The following is a 14964-nucleotide window of genomic DNA, read 5'->3' as shown; positions in this document are numbered from 1 at the left end:
CTGCGAAAAACTCGTCGCAATTTAATCGTCTTCTTTGACGTGATTTGACCAATATATAAGACAAGTAACATGCAAGTATCAGATTTCCATTTCGACCTTCCAGATGAACTCATCGCTCGTTACCCTCAACCAGAGCGTACCGCAAGCCGACTACTACAAATGGACGGCAATACTGGCGAGCTTATAGATGGCACATTTACCGATGTGTTAAACCAAGTTCAAGCTGGTGACTTAGTGGTTTTCAATAATACCCGTGTTATTCCAGCGCGTATGTTTGGTCGTAAAGAATCTGGCGGTAAGTTAGAGGTGCTAGTGGAGCGCATGCTAGATGATAAAAGCATTCTTGCGCACGTTCGCTGCTCTAAATCACCAAAACCAGGCACTACTATTATTGTGGGCGAGAATGACGAATACTCAGCGGAAATGGTGGCTCGCCACGATGCCCTATTCGAACTGAAATTTAACTCTGATAAGACGGTATTAGAAATCCTGGAAGAAATTGGCCACATGCCACTTCCGCCATACATTGACCGCCCAGATGAAGACGCAGATAAAGAGCGTTACCAAACCGTATATAACCAAAAACCAGGCGCAGTAGCAGCACCTACGGCTGGCCTGCACTTTGATGACGTTCTTTTAGATAAGATCAAAGCCAAAGGCGCTGAGTTTGCTTACGTTACACTACACGTCGGTGCAGGTACGTTCCAACCAGTAAAAGTGGATAACATCAACGATCACCACATGCATGCAGAGTATGTAGAAGTACCGCAAGAAGTGGTGGATGCCATCAATGCAACCAAAGCTCGCGGTGGTCGTATCATCGCAGTGGGTACAACATCAGTACGTTCACTCGAAAGTGCAGCGCAAGATGCATTGAAGAAAGGCACAGAATTGGTTCCATTCTTCGGCGATACTGAAATTTTTATCTACCCTGGTTACGAATACCAGCTGGTAGATTGCTTGATCACTAACTTCCACTTACCAGAATCAACATTGATCATGTTGGTGAGTGCGTTTGCTGGCTATGAGAACACCATGAATGCTTACAAGCATGCGGTGGAAAACAAATACCGTTTCTTCTCGTACGGTGACTCAATGTTCATCAAAAAGAAAACGATTTAGTAAAAAATTAGATTTACGAGTGCTAGCAGTAAGCTAGGAAATAAAGCATTCATTGCTTTGTCTCTCGCAAGGAAAAGCGACCGCTCCTTAAGTAGGGCAGAGCCCTAAACACTCAGTCAGACTGTTTCTCTGACATTCGGAGGCATCGTGAAATTAAAATTCGATCTTAAGAAGAAAAACGGCAATGCGCGTCGTGGTCAACTGACTTTCGAACGCGGCACTGTCCAAACTCCAGCGTTCATGCCAGTCGGTACCTACGGTACGGTTAAAGGCATGACACCAGAAGAAGTAAAAGGCACAGGGGCAGAAATTCTGCTAGGCAACACGTTCCACTTGTGGCTGCGTCCTGGTCAAGAAGTGATGAAAATGCACGGTGACCTGCACGATTTCATGAACTGGCACGGTCCTATTCTTACCGATTCAGGCGGTTTCCAAGTATTCAGCCTAGGTAAGATGCGTACTATCACAGAGAAAGGTGTTCACTTCCGTAACCCTGTGAATGGCGACAAGATTTTCATGGATGCAGAAAAGTCGATGGAAATTCAAAAAGATCTAGGCTCTGACATCGTAATGATTTTCGACGAGTGTACGCCATACCCTGCGACACATAACGAAGCGAAAAAATCGATGGAAATGTCGCTACGTTGGGCTCAACGCTCACGTGATCACTTCGATAAGCTAGAAAACCCGAACAACCTATTTGGTATTGTTCAAGGTGGTGTTTACGAAGACCTTCGTGATGTATCGGTAAAAGGCCTAACTGAGATCGGTTTTGACGGCTACGCAGTGGGTGGTTTGGCGGTTGGTGAGCCAAAAGAAGACATGCACCGTATTCTTGAGCACACTTGTCCACAACTTCCAGAAGATAAGCCACGCTACCTAATGGGCGTAGGTAAACCGGAAGACTTGGTAGAAGGCGTTCGTCGCGGTATCGACATGTTTGACTGTGTAATGCCTACGCGTAACGCACGTAACGGCCACCTATTTGTGACTGGTGGTGTGATCAAGATCCGTAATGCGAAACATAAAACGGATACAACGCCGTTAGATCCGCACTGTGACTGTTACACTTGTCAGAACTACAGCAAGTCGTACCTTCATCACCTAGAGCGTTGTAACGAAATTCTAGGTGCTCGTCTGAATACGATCCACAACCTGCGTTACTACCAGCGTCTGATGGAAAGCATTCGCAAGGCGATTGATGAAGACCGTTTCGATGAGTTTGTTCAAGAGTTTTACGCTCGTCGTGACCGCGAAGTGCCACCACTAAGCAAAGCTTAAAAGAATTAAAGCCTTTGGCATGTCGCCAGAGGCTTTTGCTAATAAAGTAGGCTAACGCACGTTATTTTTGAGAGAGCGATCTCTATTAGTCACTCTCAGACTTGAATCTAAATTGCGAAAGCCCAACTTGTTGGATTATCAATAAAATATAATGAGGATGTTTTAATGTTTATTTCTCAGGCTCACGCAGCAGCAGAAGGCGCGCCAGCTGGCGGTGGTTTCGAAATGCTAATCATGCTTGGCATGTTCGCAGTGATTTTCTACTTCATGATTTACCGCCCACAAGCGAAACGTGTTAAAGAACACAAGAACCTAATGTCTTCTATGGGCAAAGGTGACGAAGTTCTGACCAGCGGCGGTCTAGTGGGTAAAATCACTAAAATCGCTGAAGACAACGACTACATTTCAATTGAGCTTAACGCGAACAATGAAGTTGTAATCAAGAAAGACTTCATCACTGCAGTGCTGCCAAAAGGTACGCTTAAGTCTCTATAAAACAGCTAAAGGGTCCTCGCTGTGCTAAACCGTTACCCATTATGGAAGTACTTGATGGTGTTTTTTGCCATCATCACCGCTGCATTGTATGCACTTCCAAATATCTACGGTGAAGATCCGGCTATTCAAGTTACAGGGGCGCGTGGCGCCTCTGTAGATATGTCAACGCTGGATGCTGTCACCACTGCTCTTGATAAAGAGCATCTCTCTCATAAATCCATTGCTCTCGAGAATGGATCAATTCTTGTTCGTTTCAACGACACTGATACTCAAATTAGTGCTCGTGATGTCATCAGCGAAGCGCTTGGCAAAGACAAAATTGTTGCACTTAACCTTGCTCCTTCTACTCCAGATTGGCTAGAAGCAATTGGTGCGTCGCCACTTAAACTAGGTCTTGACCTACGTGGTGGTGTTCACTTCTTGATGGAAGTGGATATGGACGCAGCAATGGAAAAGCTTGTTGGTCAACAAGAGGAAGCTTTCCGTAGTGAACTTCGTGACGCTAAGATTCGTTACCGTGCAATCCGTCCTTCTGGCAAAGAAGGGGTGGAAGTACTGCTACGTGACGAAGAGCAACTGGCTGAAGCGAAGCGCACGCTAACGAAGAATCATCCTGACATGAACTTTGTCGAGTCTGATTCGAATGGTCGTTACGCTCTTATCGCCACTTTTACTGAGCAACGTTTGCAAGAGATTCGTAACTACGCTGTAGAACAAAACATCACGATTCTACGTAACCGTGTAAACGAGCTGGGTGTTGCTGAGCCGCTTGTGCAACGTCAAGGCGCTAGCCGCATCGTTGTTGAGCTGCCAGGTGTTCAAGACACTGCTCGTGCGAAAGAAATTCTCGGTGCCACGGCAACCCTTGAATTCCGTGAAGTTGATGATAAAGCTGATTTAGCAGCGGCGGCGAATGGCCGTGCACCTGCGGGCAGTGAAATCAAACAAGATCGCGATGGTCGTCCTGTTGTACTTAAAAAGCGTGTCATCCTAAGCGGCGCTAGCATCACGGATGCAAGTTCTAGTGTGGATGAATACGGTCGCCCTCAAGTTAACATCTCGCTAGACAGCGAGGGTGGTAACAAGATGTCGGCGTTCTCGAAGAAAAACATTGGTAAGTTAATGGCTACCGTGTTTGCTGAGTACAAAGATAGCGGTCGTAAAACGCCTGAAGGCAAAGTTATCCTGACTAAGCACGAAGAAGTGATTAACCAAGCAACGATTCAATCTGCACTTGGCCGTAACTTCCGTATTACAGGTATCGACTCAGCTGCTGAAGCGCACAACCTCGCACTTCTATTACGTGCTGGTGCACTTATCGCACCGATCTCTATCGTTGAAGAACGTACCATTGGTCCGTCAATGGGTCAGCAAAACATCGACATGGGTATCCAAGCGTGTGTTTGGGGTATGGTAGCTGTAATGCTATTTACTCTGCTTTACTACCGCGGCTTTGGTCTGATTGCCAATATTGCGTTGATGGCTAACTTAGTGTTGATCATTGGTGTGATGTCGATGATTCCAGGGGCAACGATGACGCTGCCAGGTATTGCCGGTATCGTATTGACTGTGGGTATGGCCGTCGATGCTAACGTACTGATCTTTGAACGTATCCGTGAAGAGCTGCGAGATGGACGCAGTCCACAACAAGCGATTCACCAAGGTTACGCCAACGCATTTAGTACCATTGCCGATGCGAACATCACGACGCTTATCACTGCAATCATTCTGTTTGCTGTTGGTACAGGTGCAGTGAAAGGTTTCGCAGTTACTCTATCTATCGGTATCTTAACTTCAATGTTCACCGCCATCATTGGTACACGTTGTATCGTGAACCTACTGTACGGTGGCAAACGCGTTGATAAATTGTCGATCTAAGGCTGGGAATTAATATGTTTCAAATTCTAAAAGCAGAGAAGTCGATCGGCTTTATGCGTTGGTCAAAAGTGGCGTTCGTATTCTCAATCTTTATGATTGCCGCTTCTATCTTCACATTATCAACCAAATGGCTGAACTGGGGGCTAGACTTCACGGGCGGTACGCTAATCGAAGTTGGCTTTGAAAAACCAGCTAACCTTGAAGAAATCCGTACAGCACTTGATGCAAAAGGTTTCGGAGATGCGACAGTGCAGAACTTTGGTAGTGCTCGCGATGTGATGGTGCGTCTTCGTCCTCGTGACGACGTTTCTGGCGAAACGCTAGGTAACCAAATCATCGGTGCGATCAAAGAAGGTACCGGTGAAAGCGTAGAAATGCGCCGTATCGAGTTTGTTGGTCCAAACGTTGGTGATGAACTAACTGAAGCCGGCGGTCTGGCGATCCTTGTGTCGCTCATCTGTATCCTGATTTACGTATCAATGCGATTTGAATGGCGTCTAGCGGCTGGTGCTGTAATGGCGTTGGCGCACGATATTATTATCACGCTGGGTGTATTCTCATTCCTACAGATTGAAGTGGACCTAACTATCGTGGCTGCGTTGCTAACGGTTGTTGGTTACTCGCTCAACGATACCATTGTAGTATTCGACCGTATTCGTGAAAATTTCCGCAAGATGCGTAAAGGTGATCCTGCGGACATCATGGATGCTTCGATTACACAAACATTGAGCCGTACGTTGATTACTTCTGGTACAACGTTGTTCGTAGTTATTGCACTGTTTGTACAGGGCGGGGCAATGATCCACGGCTTTGCAACGGCACTGTTGTTAGGTATCACGGTTGGTACTTACTCTTCTATCTACGTAGCATCTGCACTTGCTCTAAAACTGGGTATCCAGAAAGAGCACTTGATGCCACCGCAAGTAGAAAAAGAAGGCGTAGAATTCGACGAGATGCCATAAGGCTGATTGAGAATCGAAAACAAAAACCGTTGAACTCTCAGCGGTTTTTTTGTATCTAGACTTTGAGCGAAGAAGTAGAGTGTTTTGCGACCATCAAGTTTTTATAATCTAGCCCAAGTTTTTAGAATCTAAACAATGTGGGTTTGGATACAAAAAAGCCCCGCTCGTTGAGCGGGGCTTCTTAAAGTCATCAGCGTGACGGGCTAAATTGACTTTTAAATCTTACTTAAGGATCGCGCTGTTACCATTTTCGCGAATATGCTTAAGCATAGATTTCACGCCACGAGCGCTTGAAGCAACAATGTTACCAGACTTCATGTACTCAGTGCCGCCAGCAAAGTCAGTTAGGATTGCGCCTGCTTCACGAGCAATAAGCTCACCTGCAGCCATATCCCAAGGTTTTAGACCTAGCTCGAAGTAACCATCAACACGGCCAGCAGCCACGTAACATAGGTCAAGAGCAGCAGAGCCGCTACGACGGAAGTCAGCACATTCAGTGAATAGAGAACCAACGATCTTAATGTAAGACTCTGAGTGTTGCTTCTGCTTGAATGGGAAACCTGTTGCTAGAACAGTACCTTGAAGGTCTTTCAGCGGAGTAACACGAATACGTGCACTGTTTAGCTGAGCACCAGCACCGCGTTGTGCAGTAAATAGTTCGTTTTGCATTGGATCGTAAACACAAGCAACTTCAGTTTTGCCTTTGATACGAACAGCGATAGAAACCGCGAAGTGTGGGTAACCTTTTACAAAGTTAGTAGTGCCATCCAGTGGGTCGATGATCCATTGTACGTCTTTATCTTTACCTTCGATAAGACCTTGTTCTTCAGCAACGATGCAGTGCTCTGGGTAAGACTGCTTGATAGTATCGATGATGATGTATTCTGCTTCTTTGTCTACGTTAGTGACAAAGTCATTAGTGCCTTTAAGTGTAGATTCTACTTTATCAGTGTTTTCTAATGATTTAGCAATATGATTGCCTGCTTTTCGCGCAGCGCGAATAGCAATGTTTAGCATTGGATGCATACAAATTTCCCAACGGATGTTAAAGAACGAATAAAAGCGGCGGCGAGTATACCAAAGATAAACGAAAAAGGAAGTGGTTATTTTTTATACGTTAATGAATGGTGTCATCTTTGATATCGCGTCATACAACACAACAATTGATGAGAATGCGAATAGAAGTCAGCTTCTCCCTAGGGTGTGTTAAAAAACTATGGTAACATCCTGCGGTTTTAATTTAGGTAGCAATCATAGATGTTGGATCAAGTAAAAGTCGTACTCGTAGGTACCTCACATTCTGGCAATATTGGCTCAGCAGCCCGAGCAATGAAGGTGATGGGTTTAAGCCAACTTGTATTGGTCGATCCACAATGTGAAGTGGATGAACAAACGCTAGCACTGGCCGCTGGTGCCGCTGATATCGCTCAGAATGCTCAAGTCGTAAGCACACTGGAAGAAGCTATTGAAGACTGTGGTCTTGTGGTAGGTTCAAGTGCTCGCTCTCGCACATTAGAATGGCCAATGCTTGAGCCACGTGAATGTGGTGAAAAGTTTGCAGTTGAAGGCCAAAAACATCCGGTAGCATTAGTGTTTGGGCGTGAAAGAACAGGCCTAACTAACGAAGAGCTACAAAAGTGCCACTATCATGTATGCATTCCTGCTAACCCTGAATACAGTTCCCTGAACTTAGCGATGGCGGTTCAAACGCTAAGCTATGAAGTTCGTGTTGCTCATCTTAATCTTGAGCAGAAACAATTCTCACCAGTTGAAGTCGAAGAGTACCCTCGTCATAAAGAGCTAGAAATGTTCTTTGACCATCTTGAAAAGGTCATCGTAGAGACCCAGTTTATAAACAAAGAACAACCTGGCCAGGTGATGAATAAATTGCGTCGTCTTTTCTCTCGAGCACGACCAGAGACTCAAGAGTTGAATATTCTTCGCGGTATTTTGACCTCGATTGAAAAGAAACTCTGAATAAAGAATAACCTTTTTAGGTGTAAGGATGAATACCTGAGTAATTTAGTCAAATAAATACTTGACCATTTTACTCGGGTATGGAAAAATCTTAACCATTACAAACCATGTGGATACGGTGTGGTATGAAACTTACATCTAAAGGAAGATATGCGGTGACAGCCATGCTGGATGTGGCACTGCATTCGCAACAAAACCCTGTACCTCTTGCTGATATTTCAGAACGTCAGGGGATCTCGCTCTCTTACTTAGAGCAGCTTTTTTCTAAATTGCGTAAAGCAGGTCTCGTTGCCAGCGTTCGTGGTCCTGGTGGTGGTTACCGACTTGGTGCCGACGCACATAGTATCGCTATCGGTACTGTGATTGCGGCCGTTGATGAGTCAGTTGACGCAACCAAATGTCAGGGCAAAGGAGATTGCCAAGGCGGGACTCGTTGCTTAACTCATACGCTATGGCGTGACCTAAGTTCTCGCATTAGTGACTTCTTGAATAACATCACTCTTGGTGAGTTGATGACAGACAATGAAGTGCTAGAAATTTCTGATCGTCAGGATATTGGTCTGGCGGTAACTCATGGGCTTTCAAACAAAAATACAACCGCCGCGCCCATCGGTGTAAACGTCCGCTCTTAGCGGTCAGCATTTTACATTGGAGTAGAGAATGAAACTGCCGATTTATCTTGATTATTCCGCTACATGTCCAGTTGATCCACGTGTTGCTGAAAAAATGGTTCAGTACATGACAATGGATGGCACATTTGGCAACCCAGCTTCACGTTCGCACCGTTACGGCTGGCAGGCAGAAGAAGCGGTAGATACTGCTCGTGAGCAAATTGCTGACCTTCTAAATGCAGATCCTCGCGAAATCGTATTCACATCTGGTGCGACAGAGTCTGACAACCTTGCGATTAAAGGTGCTGCGCACTTTTACTCGAAAAAAGGCAAACACGTAATCACTTGTAAAACAGAGCATAAAGCGGTTCTTGACCCGTGTCGTCAGCTAGAGCGTGAAGGCTTTGAAGTGACTTACCTAGAGCCTGAATCAAATGGCCTTATCGATCTTGAGAAGCTGAAAGCGGCAATGCGCGATGACACCGTGCTTGTGTCTATTATGCACGTAAACAACGAAATTGGTGTAATTCAAGACATCGCAGCCATCGGCGAACTATGTCGTGAGCGCAAGATCGTGTTCCACGTGGATGCAGCTCAGTCTGCTGGTAAATTGCCAATCGACGTTCAAGAAATGAAAGTTGATTTGATCTCTTTGTCAGCACACAAAATCTACGGTCCAAAAGGTATCGGTGCACTTTACGTACGTCGTAAACCTCGTATCCGTCTTGAAGCGCAAATGCACGGCGGTGGTCATGAGCGTGGTTTCCGCTCTGGTACGCTAGCAACTCACCAAATCGTAGGTATGGGTGAAGCTTTCCGCATCGCAAAAGAAGAGATGCAGAAAGATTACGACCACGCACTTGCACTTCGCAACCGCCTTCTTAACGGTGTGAAAGACCTTGAAGCGGTGACAGTGAACGGTGACCTAGAGCAGCGTGTACCACAAAACCTAAACATCAGTTTTGCTTTCGTAGAAGGCGAATCGCTACTGATGTCGCTAAAAGATCTAGCGGTATCTTCAGGTAGTGCATGTACTTCTGCGAGTCTAGAGCCTTCTTACGTACTTCGTGCCCTAGGCATGGATGATGAATTGGCTCACAGCTCGGTTCGTTTCTCATTCGGTCGTTTTACCACTGAAGAAGAAATTGATTACGCAATTGAACAAATCCGCGTTGCAGTGACTAAGCTACGCGACATGTCTCCTCTATGGGATATGTACAAGGAAGGGGTTGATCTGAGCACTGTTGAATGGGCTCACCATTAATCTCACGGACTGAATAGAGGATTCGAGGTAATTTATCATGGCATACAGCGAAAAAGTAATTGATCACTACGAGAACCCGCGTAACGTTGGTTCATTTGACAAAGAAGACCCATCAGTAGGCAGCGGCATGGTTGGCGCTCCAGCTTGTGGTGACGTAATGAAACTGCAAATCAAAGTGACACCGGAAGGTATCATCGAAGATGCGAAGTTCAAAACTTACGGTTGTGGTAGTGCAATCGCGTCAAGCTCACTAGTAACAGAGTGGGTAAAAGGCAAATCAATTGATGAAGCGGCTGCAATTAAGAACTCTGAAATTGCAGAAGAGCTAGAACTTCCACCGGTGAAAGTTCACTGTTCAATTCTTGCTGAAGACGCAATCAAAGCAGCGGTTGCTGACTACAAGAAAAAACACCAAGAATAATTATTCCGTAATATAATGGGAGCCTTTAACGCTCCCATTCCAATCGTAATTTAGACAGACTAAGGTGCAGTATGGCCATCACAATGACAGAAACAGCGGCAAGTCGCGTAAAAGCATTCCTAGATAACCGAGGTAAAGGTATCGGTTTACGTCTTGGAGTGAAGACGACAGGTTGTTCCGGCATGGCTTACGTACTTGAGTTTGTTGACGAGCTAAACGAAGAAGATGAAGTGTTTGATTTCTCAGACGTGAAAATCATCATCGACAAGAAAAGCTTGGTGTACTTAGACGGTACCGAATTGGATTACGTGAAAGAAGGGTTGAATGAAGGTTTTGAATTCAACAACCCTAATGCGAAAAGTGAATGTGGTTGTGGTGAAAGCTTCAACGTCTAATTGATTGTCCTTCTGGGCAAGCGAGTCCGGAAGGCTTTACTAGGACCCGATCTTAATGAATCACTTTGAATTATTTGGGCTACCAAGTCAGTTTCAGCTGGATGGTAGCCTTCTTTCTTCTAAGTTCCGAGAACTACAAAAACGCTTCCACCCGGACAACTTTGCTACCGCCTCTGAGCGAGACCGCTTGATGTCGGTGCAAAAGGCTGCGCAAATTAACGATGCGTACCAAGTCCTCAAACATCCTATCTCTCGTGCGGAGTACATCTTGGCAGAGCAGGGAATGGAAATCCGCGGTGAGCAACAAACCATGCAAGATCCGATGTTCCTGATGGAACAAATGGAACTGCGCGAAGAACTAGAAGATATTGCTGACTGCTCTGATCCTGAATCGGCGCTTTTTGACTTCGATTCTAAGGTCAGCAAAATGTATAAGCAGCATTTGGCAAGCGTTGAGCAAGAGCTTAACGACGGTCTTTGGGCTGAAGCCGCAGACCGAGTTCGTAAATTGAAATTCATTGCCAAACTAAAGAACGAAATTGAACTGGTCGAAGATAAGCTTCTCGGCTAGTTAGCGTGACAAGGACCAATCATGGCACTACTTCAAATCGCAGAACCGGGCCAAAGCTCGGCACCTCATGAGCATAAGTTAGCGGCTGGTATCGACTTAGGTACTACCAACTCTTTGGTCGCTTCTGTACGCAGTGGCGATGCCACCACATTAAATGATGAGCAAGGTCGTAGCATTTTGCCATCGGTGGTGAATTACTCAGCAGAATCAACAGTGGTTGGTTACGATGCGAAAGCCAAAGCAGAGTTTGAACCTGAGAACACCATTATCTCAGTGAAACGCTTGATTGGCCGCTCGCTAAAAGACATTCAATCTCGCTACCCATCATTACCTTACCGTTTTAAAGAGAGTGATAATGGCTTACCAGTACTGCAAACTGCTCAAGGGGATAAAAACCCGATTGAAGTTTCTGCAGATATTCTAAAAGCGCTAGGTAAACGCGCAGAAGAAACTCTAGGTGGAGAGCTTGCGGGCGTGGTAATTACCGTTCCTGCGTACTTCGATGACGCGCAACGCGCGGGCACGAAAGATGCGGCTAAGCTAGCGGGTTTACATGTACTGCGTCTTCTTAATGAGCCAACCGCTGCGGCGATTGCCTACGGTCTGGATTCAGGTCAAGAGGGCGTGATTGCCGTTTACGATTTAGGTGGCGGTACGTTCGATATCTCTATCCTACGTTTGTCGAAAGGCGTATTTGAAGTATTAGCAACAGGCGGCGACTCTGCACTTGGCGGTGATGACTTTGACCACCTATTAGCGGATTACCTAATGGAGCAAGCTGGCCTAGAAGCGCCGCTTTCTGCTGAGAAAAACCGTGCATTACTGAACATTGCAACGGCGACCAAAATTGCTTTCTCTGAGCAAGACAGCGTAGAAGTTGACGTGTTTGGCTGGAAAGGCACTGTAACACGCGAGCAGTTCGAAGATCTGATTCGCCCACTCGTGAAGAAAACTCTGATGTCTTGTCGTCGTGCACTGAAAGATGCTGACGTAGAAGCGGAGGAAGTACTTGAAGTGGTGATGGTTGGTGGCTCAACTCGTACCTTGCTTGTCCGTGAAATGGTAGGCGAATTCTTTGGCCGCACACCACTCACTAGCATCAATCCTGATGAAGTGGTGGCTATTGGTGCGGGCATCCAAGCAGATATTCTTGCTGGTAACAAACCTGACTCTGAAATGCTGCTGCTTGACGTGATTCCATTATCATTGGGTATTGAAACCATGGGTGGGTTGGTTGAGAAAATCATTCCGCGCAACACCACGATTCCTGTTGCTCGCGCGCAAGAGTTTACCACCTTCAAAGATGGTCAAACGGCGATGAGCGTGCACGTTGTGCAAGGTGAGCGCGAGATGGTGGATGATTGTCGTTCACTTGCGCGTTTCTCACTAAAAGGTATTCCTCCTATGGCGGCAGGTGCTGCGCACATCCGAGTGACGTACCAAGTTGATGCTGACGGTTTACTATCTGTGACTGCAATGGAAAAGAGCACTGGTGTTCAGTCCGAAATTCAAGTGAAACCTTCTTACGGTTTAAGCGATAACGAAGTTGCGAACATGCTGCGTGATTCGATGACTCACGCCAAAGAAGACATGCAAGCTCGTGCGTTAGCTGAACAACGCGTTGAAGCCGACCGGGTGATTGAAGGTTTGATCGCTGCAATGCAAGCTGATGGTGATGAACTACTATCAGAGCAAGAAAAACAAGATCTATTAAAAGCCATTGAAGCACTGATTGAGCTGCGTAATAGTGATGATGCAAATGCCATTGAGCAAGGCATCAAAGATACAGACAAAGCTAGCCAAGACTTTGCGTCACGCCGTATGGATAAATCGATTCGAGCTGCATTGTCAGGTCAATCAGTAGACGATATATAAGAGAAAGTAGTTATGCCTAAGATTATTGTATTACCACACGAAGATTTGTGCCCAGAAGGCGCAGTGTTGGAAGCGAAGACGGGTGAAACCGTTCTAGACGTAGCACTAAAAAACGGTATTGGTATTGAACACGCGTGTGAAAAATCGTGTGCTTGTACTACTTGCCATGTGATCATTCGTGAAGGTTTTGATTCTCTTGAAGAGAGCGAAGAGCTAGAAGATGACATGCTAGACAAAGCATGGGGTCTTGAGCCGGAGTCTCGTCTTGGTTGTCAGGCGAAAGTTGCGGATGAAGACTTGGTTGTTGAAATTCCAAAATACACGCTAAACCACGCATCAGAAGATCATTAATACTATCGCTCCAAAATAGGGGCGAAGAAAAAGGAAGATGAGCAATGAAATGGACAGATTCTCGCGATATCGCGATTGAGCTTTGTGACAAGTTTCCAGATGTGGATCCACAAACCGTGCGTTTTACCGATCTTCATCAATGGATCATGGAGTTAGATGAGTTTGACGATGAGCCAAACCATTGTAACGAAAAGATCCTAGAAGCGGTCATCATGTGCTGGATGGACGAAGCAGACTGATGCTCAATTCGGCGGTAAAACGCAGCCGAGTTAACAATTCTTACTAAAAAAAGCGGACCTCTAGGTCCGTTTTTTTATCAAGTTGACATTTTTACCCTACATAATGCTAACATCCGTGAGTTATTAAAAAGAAGCGGCGTAGGCTACGCCGATATAAGACAAGGAGAAACCATGTCTACACAGATGTCTGTATTTTTAAGTCAAGATTCTGCTGCTCCACACTGGGGTGAGAAAGCACTACTTTCATTCTCTGAAACCGGTGCGACGATTCATCTAGGTGAGGGTCATGATCTTGGTGCAATTCAGCGTGCAGCTCGTCAGCTAGATGGCCAAGGAATTCATTCAGTTCTACTTTCTGGTGAACATTGGGATTTGGAAAGCATCTGGGCTTTCCATCAAGGTTACCGCAACCCGAAAAAACACGGTTTACTAGAATGGACTGCGCTTTCTGAAGAAGACCAAACTGAACTTCAAGCTCGCATTAAAGCGACCGATTTTACGCGCGATATCATCAACAAAACGGCGGAAGAAGTTGCACCTCGTCAACTTGCTACGATGGCGGCTGAGTTCATCAAATCTGTCGCACCAGAAGGCACAGTAACGGCTCGTATTGTTAAAGATAAAGATCTATTAGCGGAAGGTTGGGAAGGTATCTATGCGGTTGGTCGCGGTTCGGATCGCACATCAGCAATGCTGCAATTGGATTACAACCCGACTGGCGATGAAAACGCACCAGTATTCGCGTGTCTAGTAGGTAAAGGCATTACTTTTGATTCAGGCGGTTACAGCCTTAAGCCTTCAAACTTTATGAGTGCAATGAAAGCCGATATGGGCGGTTCAGGTACGATTACTGGCGGTTTGGGGTTAGCTATTTTACGTGGTTTGAACAAGCGCGTAAAACTGATCTTATGTTGTGCTGAGAATATGGTTTCTGGTCGTGCGCTTAAGCTTGGCGACATCATCACCTACAAAAACGGTAAGACTGTTGAGATAATGAACACCGATGCAGAAGGTCGTTTGGTACTTGCCGATGGTCTTATCTATGCAAGCGAGCATAACCCTGAGTTGATCATCGACTGCGCAACATTAACCGGTGCGGCGAAAAACGCCTTGGGCAATGATTACCATGCGTTAATGAGCTTTGATGATGAACTTTCTCATCAAGCGCTAACCGCGGCAAACCAAGAAAAAGAAGGTTTGTGGCCACTACCTCTTGCTGATTTCCATCGTGGAATGTTGCCGTCAAACTTCGCTGATTTATCGAACATCAGCTCTGGAGACTACAGTCCTGGCGCAAGTACCGCTGCTGCATTTTTGTCTTACTTTGTTGAAGACTACAAGAAAGGCTGGTTGCATTTCGACTGTGCTGGTACTTACCGTAAGTCTGCATCAGACAAGTGGGCAGCTGGCGCGACTGGTATGGGTGTCCGCACTCTTGCTCGCCTTCTTAATGAGCAAGCAGAAAAATAATATTTATGGTGGCGTCAGTTAGGCGCTGCCGTAGTCAAGTAAGTCACTTTTA

Annotated in this window: 16 protein-coding genes; 15 read left to right on the top strand and 1 reads right to left on the bottom strand. The window is 45.8% G+C overall.

All coding sequences use genetic code 11. From position 1 onward, the window contains the following. The first annotated feature begins 69 nt into the window (after positions 1-69). The 5 genes from queA to secF all read left to right on the top strand — a co-directional run bounded on the left by queA (position 70) and on the right by secF (position 5738). On the top strand, positions 70-1122 hold the full coding sequence (gene queA, locus UF05_RS16405; protein WP_020840131.1) for a tRNA preQ1(34) S-adenosylmethionine ribosyltransferase-isomerase QueA: 1053 nt from the start codon (positions 70-72) through the stop codon (positions 1120-1122). Positions 1123-1269: 147 nt separating this feature from the next. Then, positions 1270-2403: a tRNA guanosine(34) transglycosylase Tgt gene (gene tgt, locus UF05_RS16400; protein ID WP_005460199.1), complete on the top strand. Its 1134-nt coding sequence runs from the start codon at positions 1270-1272 to the stop codon at positions 2401-2403. Between the two features lie 165 nt (positions 2404-2568). Next, positions 2569-2898 (top strand): preprotein translocase subunit YajC, encoded by a 330-nt coding sequence (yajC, locus tag UF05_RS16395; protein ID WP_005460204.1) that lies wholly within the window; start codon positions 2569-2571, stop codon positions 2896-2898. Positions 2899-2919: 21 nt separating this feature from the next. Continuing rightward, complete coding sequence (gene secD, locus UF05_RS16390; protein WP_005460193.1) at positions 2920-4776, top strand: protein translocase subunit SecD; 1857 nt, start codon at positions 2920-2922, stop codon at positions 4774-4776. Positions 4777-4790: 14 nt separating this feature from the next. Continuing rightward, positions 4791-5738, top strand: coding sequence for a protein translocase subunit SecF (gene secF / locus UF05_RS16385; protein WP_025795050.1), 948 nt, complete (start codon positions 4791-4793; stop codon positions 5736-5738). A 222-nt stretch (positions 5739-5960) separates the two neighbouring features. On the opposite strand, the gene suhB is transcribed toward secF, so the two are convergent. After that, complete coding sequence (suhB, locus tag UF05_RS16380) at positions 5961-6764, bottom strand: inositol-1-monophosphatase (protein ID WP_005460178.1); 804 nt, start codon at positions 6762-6764, stop codon at positions 5961-5963. Positions 6765-6995: 231 nt separating this feature from the next. Here suhB and trmJ point away from each other — a divergent pair, with 231 nt between their 5' ends. The 10 genes from trmJ to pepB all read left to right on the top strand — a co-directional run bounded on the left by trmJ (position 6996) and on the right by pepB (position 14912). Further along, positions 6996-7715, top strand: a complete 720-nt coding sequence (gene trmJ, locus UF05_RS16375; RefSeq protein ID WP_005460175.1) for a tRNA (cytosine(32)/uridine(32)-2'-O)-methyltransferase TrmJ — start codon at positions 6996-6998, stop codon at positions 7713-7715. A gap of 125 nt (positions 7716-7840) precedes the next feature. Beyond that, positions 7841-8347 carry a Fe-S cluster assembly transcriptional regulator IscR gene (gene iscR, locus UF05_RS16370; RefSeq protein WP_005496331.1) on the top strand — a complete coding sequence of 169 codons (507 nt, stop codon included), beginning with the start codon at positions 7841-7843 and terminating at the stop codon, positions 8345-8347. 28 nt (positions 8348-8375) lie between these two features. Next, positions 8376-9590 carry an IscS subfamily cysteine desulfurase gene (locus tag UF05_RS16365; protein WP_005483767.1) on the top strand — a complete coding sequence of 405 codons (1215 nt, stop codon included), beginning with the start codon at positions 8376-8378 and terminating at the stop codon, positions 9588-9590. 37 nt (positions 9591-9627) lie between these two features. Continuing rightward, positions 9628-10011: a Fe-S cluster assembly scaffold IscU gene (gene iscU, locus UF05_RS16360; RefSeq protein ID WP_005483070.1), complete on the top strand. Its 384-nt coding sequence runs from the start codon at positions 9628-9630 to the stop codon at positions 10009-10011. 71 nt (positions 10012-10082) lie between these two features. Further along, positions 10083-10406, top strand: a complete 324-nt coding sequence (gene iscA, locus UF05_RS16355; RefSeq protein WP_025795048.1) for an iron-sulfur cluster assembly protein IscA — start codon at positions 10083-10085, stop codon at positions 10404-10406. A 55-nt stretch (positions 10407-10461) separates the two neighbouring features. After that, on the top strand, positions 10462-10977 hold the full coding sequence (gene hscB, locus UF05_RS16350; protein WP_005460241.1) for a co-chaperone HscB: 516 nt from the start codon (positions 10462-10464) through the stop codon (positions 10975-10977). Positions 10978-10998: 21 nt separating this feature from the next. Beyond that, positions 10999-12852 carry a Fe-S protein assembly chaperone HscA gene (gene hscA / locus UF05_RS16345; protein WP_045545501.1) on the top strand — a complete coding sequence of 618 codons (1854 nt, stop codon included), beginning with the start codon at positions 10999-11001 and terminating at the stop codon, positions 12850-12852. 12 nt (positions 12853-12864) lie between these two features. After that, on the top strand, positions 12865-13203 hold the full coding sequence (fdx, locus tag UF05_RS16340) for an ISC system 2Fe-2S type ferredoxin (RefSeq protein WP_005460237.1): 339 nt from the start codon (positions 12865-12867) through the stop codon (positions 13201-13203). A gap of 44 nt (positions 13204-13247) precedes the next feature. After that, a complete protein-coding gene (gene iscX, locus UF05_RS16335; protein WP_005460231.1) occupies positions 13248-13442 on the top strand; it encodes a Fe-S cluster assembly protein IscX in 195 nt (64 codons plus the stop codon). 171 nt (positions 13443-13613) lie between these two features. Continuing rightward, positions 13614-14912, top strand: a complete 1299-nt coding sequence (pepB, locus tag UF05_RS16330) for an aminopeptidase PepB (RefSeq protein ID WP_029799231.1) — start codon at positions 13614-13616, stop codon at positions 14910-14912. Positions 14913-14964 lie beyond the last annotated feature (52 nt).

The organism is Vibrio sp. S457-15, from assembly GCF_000960545.1.
GTDB lineage: Bacteria > Pseudomonadota > Gammaproteobacteria > Enterobacterales > Vibrionaceae > Vibrio > Vibrio parahaemolyticus.
Note: the sequence above shows the minus strand (reverse complement) of the source record. Positions and strands in the feature narration are given on the sequence as shown.

What these genes read in the sequence shown, in the direction of transcription:
- suhB (WP_005460178.1), bottom strand. Translation starts at nt 6,764, where the DNA reads ATGCATCCAATGCTAAACATTGCTATTCGCGCTGCGCGAAAAGCAGGC.
- pepB (WP_029799231.1), top strand. Translation starts at nt 13,614, where the DNA reads ATGTCTACACAGATGTCTGTATTTTTAAGTCAAGATTCTGCTGCTCCA.
- iscR (WP_005496331.1), top strand. Translation starts at nt 7,841, where the DNA reads ATGAAACTTACATCTAAAGGAAGATATGCGGTGACAGCCATGCTGGAT.
- yajC (WP_005460204.1), top strand. Translation starts at nt 2,569, where the DNA reads ATGTTTATTTCTCAGGCTCACGCAGCAGCAGAAGGCGCGCCAGCTGGC.
- fdx (WP_005460237.1), top strand. Translation starts at nt 12,865, where the DNA reads ATGCCTAAGATTATTGTATTACCACACGAAGATTTGTGCCCAGAAGGC.
- iscA (WP_025795048.1), top strand. Translation starts at nt 10,083, where the DNA reads ATGGCCATCACAATGACAGAAACAGCGGCAAGTCGCGTAAAAGCATTC.
- iscX (WP_005460231.1), top strand. Translation starts at nt 13,248, where the DNA reads ATGAAATGGACAGATTCTCGCGATATCGCGATTGAGCTTTGTGACAAG.
- hscA (WP_045545501.1), top strand. Translation starts at nt 10,999, where the DNA reads ATGGCACTACTTCAAATCGCAGAACCGGGCCAAAGCTCGGCACCTCAT.
- trmJ (WP_005460175.1), top strand. Translation starts at nt 6,996, where the DNA reads ATGTTGGATCAAGTAAAAGTCGTACTCGTAGGTACCTCACATTCTGGC.
- queA (WP_020840131.1), top strand. Translation starts at nt 70, where the DNA reads ATGCAAGTATCAGATTTCCATTTCGACCTTCCAGATGAACTCATCGCT.
- secF (WP_025795050.1), top strand. Translation starts at nt 4,791, where the DNA reads ATGTTTCAAATTCTAAAAGCAGAGAAGTCGATCGGCTTTATGCGTTGG.
- iscU (WP_005483070.1), top strand. Translation starts at nt 9,628, where the DNA reads ATGGCATACAGCGAAAAAGTAATTGATCACTACGAGAACCCGCGTAAC.
- hscB (WP_005460241.1), top strand. Translation starts at nt 10,462, where the DNA reads ATGAATCACTTTGAATTATTTGGGCTACCAAGTCAGTTTCAGCTGGAT.
- UF05_RS16365 (WP_005483767.1), top strand. Translation starts at nt 8,376, where the DNA reads ATGAAACTGCCGATTTATCTTGATTATTCCGCTACATGTCCAGTTGAT.